Annotated in this window: 9 protein-coding genes, 1 pseudogene and 1 other annotated feature; of the genes and pseudogenes, 3 read left to right on the top strand and 7 right to left on the bottom strand. The window is 38.1% G+C overall.

What is annotated here, in order from left to right; all coding sequences use genetic code 11:
- Nucleotides 1-24 precede the first annotated feature (24 nt).
- The 4 genes from DTK66_RS09030 to mmuM all read right to left on the bottom strand — a co-directional run bounded on the left by DTK66_RS09030 (nt 25) and on the right by mmuM (nt 3,719).
- Entirely contained in the window at nt 25-801 is a 777-nt protein-coding gene (locus DTK66_RS09030) for a tyrosine-protein phosphatase (RefSeq protein ID WP_191668462.1), read from the bottom strand.
- 189 nt (nt 802-990) lie between these two features.
- Nucleotides 991-1,248 carry a hypothetical protein gene (locus DTK66_RS09025; RefSeq protein ID WP_153931291.1) on the bottom strand — a complete coding sequence of 86 codons (258 nt, stop codon included), beginning with the start codon at nt 1,246-1,248 and terminating at the stop codon, nt 991-993.
- Between the two features lie 127 nt (nt 1,249-1,375).
- A complete protein-coding gene (locus DTK66_RS09020; RefSeq protein ID WP_191668461.1) occupies nt 1,376-2,779 on the bottom strand; it encodes an amino acid permease in 1,404 nt (467 codons plus the stop codon).
- Nucleotides 2,772-3,719: a homocysteine S-methyltransferase gene (gene mmuM, locus DTK66_RS09015; protein ID WP_191668460.1), complete on the bottom strand. Its 948-nt coding sequence runs from the start codon at nt 3,717-3,719 to the stop codon at nt 2,772-2,774. Before mmuM ends, DTK66_RS09020 begins: the two co-directional genes overlap by 8 nt.
- Before the next feature lie 50 nt (nt 3,720-3,769).
- Nucleotides 3,770-4,014 (bottom strand) — a binding site (T-box leader).
- A gap of 215 nt (nt 4,015-4,229) precedes the next feature.
- On the opposite strand from mmuM, the gene DTK66_RS09010 reads away from it, so the two are divergent.
- Nucleotides 4,230-4,901, top strand: a complete 672-nt coding sequence (locus DTK66_RS09010; protein WP_191668459.1) for a sunset domain-containing protein — start codon at nt 4,230-4,232, stop codon at nt 4,899-4,901.
- Nucleotides 4,902-5,001: 100 nt separating this feature from the next.
- Nucleotides 5,002-5,103, top strand: a pseudogene (locus DTK66_RS09005) (transposase); the annotation flags it as partial.
- A gap of 166 nt (nt 5,104-5,269) precedes the next feature.
- Here DTK66_RS09005 and DTK66_RS09000 read toward each other — a convergent pair.
- The 3 genes from DTK66_RS09000 to DTK66_RS08990 form a co-directional block, all read right to left on the bottom strand.
- A complete protein-coding gene (locus DTK66_RS09000) occupies nt 5,270-6,550 on the bottom strand; it encodes a hypothetical protein (protein ID WP_191668458.1) in 1,281 nt (426 codons plus the stop codon).
- Nucleotides 6,551-6,708: 158 nt separating this feature from the next.
- Nucleotides 6,709-7,515 carry a DUF4352 domain-containing protein gene (locus DTK66_RS08995; protein ID WP_191668457.1) on the bottom strand — a complete coding sequence of 269 codons (807 nt, stop codon included), beginning with the start codon at nt 7,513-7,515 and terminating at the stop codon, nt 6,709-6,711.
- 245 nt (nt 7,516-7,760) lie between these two features.
- On the bottom strand, nt 7,761-8,693 hold the full coding sequence (locus tag DTK66_RS08990) for an Abi family protein (RefSeq protein WP_191668456.1): 933 nt from the start codon (nt 8,691-8,693) through the stop codon (nt 7,761-7,763).
- Nucleotides 8,694-9,208: 515 nt separating this feature from the next.
- On the opposite strand from DTK66_RS08990, the gene DTK66_RS11025 reads away from it, so the two are divergent.
- Entirely contained in the window at nt 9,209-10,051 is an 843-nt protein-coding gene (locus tag DTK66_RS11025; protein ID WP_225209066.1) for a helix-turn-helix domain-containing protein, read from the top strand.
- Nucleotides 10,052-10,089 lie beyond the last annotated feature (38 nt).

Genomic DNA, 10,089 nt, shown 5'->3' with positions numbered 1-10,089 from the left:
GTTATTTATTGCAATCTGCCTTTCTTAAAACAATCCAAACAATTTCTTACGTTGTTCAAACTTATTAAGCTGGTGATGAGCAATCTCATCACCATTAATAATTGCTCGGGCATTATCTTGGTATTCTTGGGCGACATTTTGACCAAATTCGCGGGATAGCTTCTTAAAGGCTTGGCGCATTTCATACTTTCGACCAGGTAAATCATGAGCGTCAGAAGCAAACACATAGCCTTGACCAGCAGCAATCAAGTTTTTACTGAACTTTTCAACTTTTTTACCAAAAGTGCCAACATAGGAGCTAGCAGTAATTTGTGATAAGCATCCTTTTTCTAACATTTGGTAAAGCAAGTCTGGTTCAGCCATTATCTTTGTATTTCGTTCCGGATGAACAACCACTGGGGTAATGCCACGCTGTTGAAGCTCAAAGATCATCTGGTTGGTATAATGCGGGACATCATTATCGGGAAACTCAAGCATCATGTACTTACCGCTTTCATCGGCAAAGAGGATATCATCATTATCAAGCGCTTCGATCAGTTGTCCATTGATCCGTACTTCCTGCCCAGGAAAAACGGTCAACGGAATATTATGTTTCTCAAGTTCAGCTTGGAATTCCGCGGTTTCTTGCAGGACATCCTGCTTATGATTTTCGTAGTGACCATTCATATGATGGGGCGTTAGCAACGCATGGGTAATCCCATTTTCCGTTGCTTCCTTAGCCAGACGCAAGGAAATATCCATATTCTTTGACCCATCATCAATTCCGGGTAAAAGGTGACAATGCAAATCAACCATTACCATTATTCATCAGTCCCTTTTTACATATTATTATTTTAAGTATAGCAATTTAAACCGTGATTTTATAGCGGATTATGGGAAATAAGCATAATTGAAGGAATTATTCTTCCGTTTATTCCCAATGCAATAAAAAAGGCGGACCACTAATTAGCAATCCACCGCTTGATTAACTTTTCTTCCTATTTATATAGCCTATTCCTCAAACGCCTTTAATTCTTTCCAGAACATTGGCAGTAAGAAAAGTTGGAGGAATAAGACAAAGCCAGTCAGAACACTCGTGTAACTAAAGAAGAGCAGCTCTGAAAATAGGTCGGCTAAAATCACAATGGCGATACATAACTGTCCAACCGTTAGCCATTCGCGTTTTACTTTATTAGCGGAAAAAATCATTACTAACTGAACGGCGACTAAAACTGCTTGAATAATTTGTAGTGCGAATAGTGAATGCATTTGCTGTCTCCTAACTAAATTAAGATTAGTTAATAGCTCCCTCACCAGCTATTAACGTTAATTCTCATATATTTTACTACAAGCGTGCTAACTTTTTAACAGTTTTTTAATTACATAATTTTTACATCTATTTAACAGCCGCTGAAACATTTTTCTTTGCAATTCGTTTACGCCATAGGGTCTGTAAATAATAAGCTCCATAACATACAAGTACAAAGGGAACTGTGCAATAGAGGGCAATCCGTTGCTGCGGGTCAAACCAAATTAAAATACAAGAAAGACTGCTGGCAATAAACGCAAACCAGGGAACAACAGGATACCAAGGCGTCCGATATTTTAACTCGCTTAAGCGGTGTCCAGTAGCCAAAAACTTCCGCCGAAAAAGCAGTTCGCATAATGAGATTGCAATCCACACAAATACAACCGCTAAGCCAGAAATTGATACTAAAACCAGATAGACGGTGCCCGGCGCATAGATACTAGAGAGGAGCGCTAAAACACCACCAAGCATACTCAATAACAGGGCCCAAACAGGGATGCCCCGCCGATTAGTTTTAGCAATCACTGTTGGAATGGTCCCTTCATTTGCTAGTGACCACAACATTCTCGTCGAAGCATATAAACCAGAATTAGCGGCAGAAATAATAGCAGTTAGGACAACAAAGTTCATCAAATCAGCAGCGTAAGGGATCCCCATTTGGCTAAAGACATAGACAAAGGGGCTCTGGGTTACGCCTGCTTGCTGATAAGGAATCAAAGCGGCCATCACGATCATGCTGCCGACAAAGAAAATAATCAAACGCCATAAGGTTGTATGGATAGCCCCCGGAAGCGTCTTTTCAGGATGCTTGGTTTCACCAGCGGTAATGGCAATTAATTCTGTGCCTGAAAAGGCAAAGTTAACAGTCAGCATAGTCATAAACAGACCGCCTAACCCACTAGGAAATAGGCCCTCCTTAGTAAAGTTAGTTAATAACGGAGCATGCTGATAACCGTGAATGGGGATTAAACCAATAACCGCTAAAGCACCGAGCGCGATAAAGGAGATGATGGCAATAACCTTGATGGCCGCAAACCAAAACTCACTTTCCGCGAATGCTTTAACCGTAAAAATATTAGATAACAAAATAATAACGATAAATAGCAAACTCCACCACCAAACAGGAATCGCTGGAAACCACCGTTTCATAATTAACCCTGCGGCAGTAAACTCAGACCCCATTGCAATCGTCCAGGTTAACCAATATAAGATTGCGACTGTAAAACCAGTGGCCGGGCCAATTAAGTTTTTAGCATAAACATGAAAGGCCCCAGTGTAAGGCATGGCAACACTTAATTCCCCTAGACACAACATTACAGCATACACAATTAAAGCCCCGACAAGGTAAGCAATTACTGTTCCCAACGGGCCAGCTTGATGAATCGTATAACCAGAGCTAAGAAAAAGGCCGGTGCCGATTACGCCGCCAAGGGCAATCATTTGAACGTGACGGGCGCTCATTTCTCGTGATAAATGGGTCTTTTTAGTCATGGTTGTTCAACTCCTTCCCGGTAATTTCTGTTAGATGTTCGTGTAATAAGGCAATATCGCGCGGAGTAGTTGTGCAGCATCCGCCCACAATCGTTAAACCAGCGGCAAGCCATTGGGGTAAATAATTGCTAAGACTCCGCTGGCCATGGGGATAAGTCCAGGTTTTAGTTTGCGGATCATAAATGGCACTTGAGTTAGGATAAGCAATTACTGGCTTAGCGGTCACTCGATGAATTACTTCCACGGCGGGAGTGACTTCTTCGAGGGGGATGCAGTTAATACCAACTGCGAAAACATTGTGATATTTAGCAACGGTACGCGCCGCAACCGCTAGCGGTGTCCCATCGGCTAAAGTAGTTCGATCTTTTAATGAAAAACTAACATAGCATAGGGTGGTCGGCGATAGTTCTTTGACAAGCTCTAATTCTGCTAATACTTCATCAAGCCGGGGCTGGGTTTCAATCGCAATCACATCGACTCCCACACTTAAAATATCAGTTAGACGCGGACGGTGGAATTGTTTATATTCCGCGGTACTAAGGTGATAATCACCCGTATACTCACTACCATCCGCAAGATATGCGCCATAAGGACCAAGCGCACCGGCAACATAGTTATAAATTCCTGTTTTTTGCTGGTATTCATCGCGGGCTTCTTTTGCTAGAATAACTGCGCGCCGAATTAACTGGTGGGCTTGGCGGGCGGAATAACCATTGGCAATGAAAGCTGGAACATTAGCTTGGTAAGTGTCGGTAATCGCTAATCGAGCACCAGCCGTAAAATATTCTTGGTGAACCCGTTTTACTAGTTCGGGTTGCTTTGCTAAAACGCTAGCTGTCCAGAGCGGATTATTTGTATCCGCCCCCAGCTGCTCCAAAGCTGTTGACATTGCACCATCAATTAATAACGGTGCTGATAGTTCTGCTGTAATTGTTGTCATCCTGATAAACCTCCTCAATAAAAAAGCCCCTTGAAAAGAACTTAATCTCTTCAAGGGACGACTCACTCGCGATACCACCCTGCATTCAGGAATTGTAAAAATTCCTGCACTTAAACAGACTTATCATCAAGATAAATCTGAAGCCTAGCTAACGGTAGCAACGCCGTGACCTGCTAATTATTCACCGATCAATCGCTCACGAACCATCTTCACTAATTTTAGAAGTACTGCATTTCACCAAGCACAGTTCTCTGTAAGTTCTTTAATTAGTTACTCATTCGATCTCAGCTAATTCTCATATAAGTTGTGATTAGTATACTGTGATTATTGATAGGAGTCAAGAAGGCTTTTAATTTAATTTTAATATTAGTAGCCATTAATCAACCGCGTCTGGGGAGAATACGATTAAAAGTTAGCTACAAAGCAAAATAATTCGTTTTTTCTGTATCTAAGAATCTACCATTATGATATTCTATTACACGGGAAAAAGAATTACTGGAGGAGAAGTACTTGAAGAAACTATCAAAAATTATTGTTGGGATTGCTGCTAGCTTATGCTTAGGAATAATACCAACTGCTAAGCCAGCAGAGGCAAGCCAAACACCACTTACGGTCAACATTCCTGATGGCAAACAAGCACAAGTCTCAAGTAAGACGATTAAAATCAATTCTGCAGATGACGGAACAATCACCTTTGAAGGGAAAACTGAAGCTAACGCAGAGGTTACAATTGCCAAACGTGGCGGAAATAACCGTCACTACAAAGTTAACGCCGATGAGAACGGTAACTTTTCTAAAACCTTAAAGCTATCAAGCAAAACTAAGAAATGTAATTTTGATATTACTTCCGAAGATGATCATGATAGCAAGAGCGCTAAAACAACATTTACCGTCACTAATAAAGCTTACGTCAAACCAGTAGCTGAAAGCGAATCATCCGTGTCAAGCAGCAGTTCAGTAGATGAAGAATCATCGAGCGCTGTCAGCTCGGCGTCTACCAGTACTTCTGCTACTGGCGACATGAAAACTGACCAAGCAAATGGAATGATTGTCGGCAATGCCAATTCGAAAATCTACCACACGCCTGACCAGCAAGGATACCACATGAACTCAGCTAATGCCGTTTACTTCAATACCGAAGCAGAAGCGCAGGCAGCCGGTTATCGCAAATCGCTTAGATAATGCAAAGAGAGCCCCTTACCTATTCCCAGTAAGGAGCTCTTTATTAATATGGAAGGGAATTTACTATAGGGTACTGCATAGTACCAATCACTCATGTGCTTTAGAAGGTATCAATCGCAAAATCAAAACGCTAAAACGAACTTGTTATGGTTTTGCCAATCAAAAATTTTTCTTTTTAAGAATCGATTGTATTTTTTCGTAAAAAAATACCCCCTACATTTTTGTAGGAAGTATTTTTAGTCAACCATACCAGTTGACAGATATTCAATAATTTCAAGACTAATTTTAAAATAAAACAAGTACCAAAGCAAAGTATAGTTCTTCATTAGGAATCCAACTATTTGTATTCAAAGCACCTCCACTAATTTCTAAAGCATATTCAAATAATCTATAAAACTATTATGAGATGATGTAGTCTCTTCACCAAGGTAGCTAGCCTTTTTCTCGTCGCTGTCACCGTGCTGTCGCTTCTCTAGGTAAGGGTTGTCTCCAGAAACCAGTGGATCAAGCCAATTGGCAACACTCTGCATCCACGCAATTTTAGTTGAATCAGCTTCGGTCTGCTTAACTGCCACAGCATAGTGGCGGACAACATTAGCAAGCTGGTAGTCCTTTGCCTCATTGATCAATGTCAAGACCCGTTGCTTCTCATCAGCAATCTGTTGCGCTCGTTGTTGATTTCGTTGCTCTTCTAATTCACGTTCATGCTCCCACTTTTCACGCTGTTCTCGCGCATGCTTTGTCTCCAAATATGTCTTGTAAAAATTCACAATAATGTCCAAAAGCTGGTCTTCCAATGGGATCTTTCTATCCTTAAGATAATGCTTAGAACTCCCTGATACGAGAAAACGGATCCGCAAATGACCGTTATAGGGGTGATCATATTTTCTAATTCGTGGATGAAATGCCCAACCATCACGTTCCTTCTCCTCCTCATAATCAGCTAGTTTTTTCTTTTCATCACTGGTTATTTCATGAGGAATCTTATCCTGGTCTTCCTTAATTTCGTACTCTATTTCGTCTTGTCCGATCGTTATTGCAAGGTTATCGCTAACTTGTTCACCAGCTTGTTTAAGAATCGTAACCACGCGATTCAGCAATCGATAAGCCCTTTGTAACCCGTGCGGAGAGAGATTATCAATGAATCTTGGTGGTTGTGGCTCTTCTTCGTAATGATAGGAGTTGCTAAAGTTATTATGAGAATGGTCATTGGTACGCCAACTTCTAACGCTAGCTTTATAAGCCTTAATTTCTGGAGTTGTCCGCCAAGTTTTCTTTTGACCTGCTCTAATCAAGGCATCAGTTATCTGTTGCGCTTTTGGCGGATCATTCAAGAAATCGAATCGTTGCTTAATATCATCTGAATCAAGTGGCGTTTGATCATCCTGCTCCTCTGCATTAGAATTATCTGTTTCAACGAGAATATACTGATTTACATTATCAGGTAAATCAGCCTTAAAATTAGTGACGTCCCGACCATTTGCCAATGCTAAACGATACTGGACACTAGGAATCGGAATGCCAGCCTGATGACAAACAGTTAAAAGGTCAGGATAATTAACGCCGTATTTTTCTGCTGCTTGTTTAGTATTGCTTGACCAGATTGCTTTATAAACATCAGCACTTAATAATTTCTTTCGTATTTGCATATTTCTACACTTTCTTTCATCATTAACAAACGTACGTTCTTATTATAGCATTAAAAATAGCCCCTGCAAAAGCTCAGGCAAGGACTGCATAAAAATAGTCAACCAACGTAACATTCATAATTACGTCAATTGACCATTCAGTTTCTAAATCCAAAAGCTTACTTTAATTCTGCTACTCCACCCTTGGAAATATGTTTACCTTCATTCCCGAGAACTTCTTCAATACTAAATTTAAGATGCTTAACAGTAAATTTGTGATTGGATAACATTGTTACACTTCCACTGCGACTATTACCTGGATTAATTGCTTCTGTACCAATAATAGTGTCAACAGCGCCACCATCAGGACTTGGTGTTTCTGTCGAAAACTCTTGCCCATCGTCATCTTCTGGCATCCAAATAGTATATTGCGGATTAACTGCTTTTTTACTACTATTCTTTACCAGATAATTTATTTTAACTTGATAATAATGATTATTTAATTCTTTGTATGCTTCATCAATTCCACTGTTATCCGGCTTATTTGCCTCACTCTTCTTCATCTTTTGATATTCAACACTGGTAATTTTAAATCGAAGTGGTCCCACTGAACTTGTCCATTTATTTGGTGTTGCTTTATAATGATTAACTTTCACAGGTAGCTTCTTGCTTACATGGCCATTATCACTTTTAGCAATAACGGTATAATTACCTGTATCATTTAGTCTTATTTCAGCTCTTCCATTTTTAGTCTCTGACTTTCCTTGAACTACCTTATTTTTACTATTTTTGACTTCATATGTAGTCCCTTTATTAGCAGTAAGAGTTACTTTAGCATACCAATCTGGAGTCATCATAACTTTCGAATGATTTAAGCTTGCTTTAAACGGTTTACCATTACTATCACGACGATAGAAGATCATCCCTGCAACAATTGCAACAATAATTACTAATATTAAAACTAGCCATTTCCAGTATTTCTTCATTTTTACTCCCTCTCCAAGAAATAATATAATAATTTCATGCCATAAAAAATGGTCAATCAGCGTAATACTTTGCGTCGATTGACCATTAAGTTTTAAAGCCATTTTATTGTACCAAATTCTAGAAATGATGGCTAGATGATCTTAGTTGTTTTAATTCAATAATTTGTGTCGTAAAAAAAATCAGAAGCAAGATAAAATCTTGCTTCCTACAAAAACAAATACTGTCTTTCAATACTGATTTAATTTTAATACTGTGAACTCAACTTGTCAATTATTTTATATAAAAAGTCATAAACACTTTTTATTGAATTATTTTTTTCAAAATATTCTTTATGTTCAAGAACCCGATTATCCGTGAAGTTTTTTAATTCATTAAACTTTTTTCTTTTCGATACATCAGGCATTAGTGAATCATAAACATATAATAAAGTAACAATATCATATGAAGAATTTTTTGTTAAATTATTGCGACGAGAAGCATCCCCAGCAACATCTAACCTTTCCACAAAACGTATAATTCGACTATCTGGTTGCTTATTATTGTCCATACGTTGGTTCAATTGATTCAATAAACAATTACTATGTGCTGACGCATTTCTCAAATCTCTAATCGTATTCATTAACTTATTATCAGGAATGATTGAACGTTGGTATTCTTCTTCGTAAAAGTGACAAATATGCAACAAGTCACCAAAAGTAATCAACTCAACTAATACCCAAATTGGAAAATACGGATAATACTTAGATATTAAATTTCGACAATACTCTCCCGAACTATGCCGCCTAATACTATTAAGAATATGAAATTTTCGATCTTCTTTTGCTAAAAATTGCCTAACGATATCATAGCCATCTTCTTGCTGGTTATCTGTTACCGAAGTTACAAGTTTTACCTTAATAGCATGTTCAATATCTAAACACATATTCATAATTTTATAGCGAATATACATATCAATAACAGACAACTCTCTCAGATATGCAAATTCTAAATTCTGATACTTACCTTTACTATCTCCTTGAGATATCTTAGGATACAGATTTCGATAAGCTGCGAGTTTAAAATAGTAATTATTATATTGAAGAAAATCACTAGCCTCCTCTTTCGTATCAATATTAAATTTAATTCCCTTATGTTCCAAATGTTCAATCAATTCATCAGTTGAAAGAATAGTCTTCATATTTCACTCCTCACTTCTTAATTGATCAAAATTGTTATTAAGGTAATTATTTGTCAGATGTTGAAAATCGGCTGATTTAATAATTAAACTTATAAATGATTGAGCATCTTTATCCGAGTCAAAAAAATATTTTGTCAGCACACTACGTCTCCCTTAGTTAAGATTGAAGTTCTTGATTTTGAACATACGTTCCAATTATACCATATAAAATTTGAAGTGCATCCCCAACGTTAAACTTCAACTCTAGTAATACACTTCAAAGAACTTTGCGTTTCAAATATATCAGGGCAATAAAATAGTCAGTAAAATCATAGTTAGTCCTAAGCCGTTAAGTAACAAAGTAACAAAAAGCAGTCAATGGTAGCCCAATCTCAGATGATTGGTTAAAGACCGTTAAAGCAGGATATATTAGGATTGCAGATAATGCCAATGAACATTTAGCACGAGCAGTTCATTCAATAAAAGAAGGTAACGGAAAAGAGTATCGATTCGCCGATTTTAACCAACCTTTCTATTTGCAAAAGATCGGTTTACGAAATTCAGATCACTTCTATCTTGTCATTGTTATTGTTGATCGTCCTAACTTTGAAAAGGATAAATCAACGATCGAATCAGTGATTGATAAAATTTCAGCAACAGTCGGACTGCATAACTTTCCCTATCAATCACAAGGAAACAATCTTGAGGGCTTGCTTCGTGATATTTTAGCGCGGCCAAACATTTCAGTAAGTGAGATTAAAAATCGTCTCCAATTTGACCCTCACCAATTAAAACGACCATTAAGTGTGTTATGTATAAAGGCTCCAACAACTAATATTCAACCCTTAGGAACGATTCTAACAAGGTTTATCAGTTTCCACTATGATGATTACAATGTTTACATGGTGGAAAATAGCAGTCCGCTCATCACCAAAACGATTATGCAAGAGTTAGCCCCTTATTTAATTAGAAATAAAACTGGTGCAGGACTGAGTAATTCTTTCACTCATCTGCACCAGTTTAATCAATTCTATCAACAAGCAGTTAAGGCAATAAGACTGGGGAAAGCAAACACGTTTAATCAATATCATGATTACATCGCCCTGGATCTTCTCGACTATATCCGCCAAGATCAGTCTTTGAATAGTTATCTAAGTCCCCAAATACAAAAACTAGCAAAAGAAAATTCAGAACTATTCAAAACATTGAAACTCTTCCTTTTAAATCACGAGAATAAGAAACAAACCGCTCTTGCCCTTCAAATTCATCGCTCGACATTAGATTACCGCTTAAATAAGCTAGAACAGGAATACGAGATTAATTACAACGCGCCAAGAGAATATCTTTACGTTTTCCTGTCCTGTTTGCTTGCTGAATAAGCTAAAAGGCATCCTCACTGGCACTATGTCCCGTCAAG

Origin of the sequence: Limosilactobacillus walteri (assembly GCF_014830205.1) — a bacterium.
Taxonomy (GTDB): Bacteria; Bacillota; Bacilli; order Lactobacillales; family Lactobacillaceae; genus Limosilactobacillus; species Limosilactobacillus walteri.
Note: the sequence above shows the minus strand (reverse complement) of the source record. Positions and strands in the feature narration are given on the sequence as shown.